We start from the raw sequence: 246 nt of genomic DNA, 5'->3' as shown, positions 1-246 counted from the left end.
GCCTAACAATATGGCGCTCAACAATACTGTCTCCTCAGCGGCCGTCAGCGCCCATATCATGAAGATTAAAACTTGGCTGGCTAACTTTAAGCAATTGTCGCTTGCAGAGATTGACCCTTATCTTTATGTGCACCGTGATACTCATGCGCTGACTCATTGGCTGCGCGTCGCTGCTGGGCTGGACTCTATGATATTGGGCGAACCGCAGATACTCGGTCAAATTAAGCGCTCTGTACATCTGGCGCA

1 pseudogene is annotated in these 246 nt (G+C 50.0%); it reads left to right on the top strand.

What is annotated here, in order from left to right:
- Positions 1-246: pseudogene (locus AAEZ03_RS28510) on the top strand (hypothetical protein); the annotation flags it as partial.

Source organism: Pseudomonas sp. HY2-MNA-CIBAN-0224 (assembly GCF_040310285.1).
Lineage (GTDB): Bacteria > Pseudomonadota > Gammaproteobacteria > Pseudomonadales > Pseudomonadaceae > Aquipseudomonas > Aquipseudomonas helleri.
The sequence above is the reverse complement of the archived record's forward strand: the minus strand, read 5'-3'. Positions and strand labels throughout refer to the sequence as shown.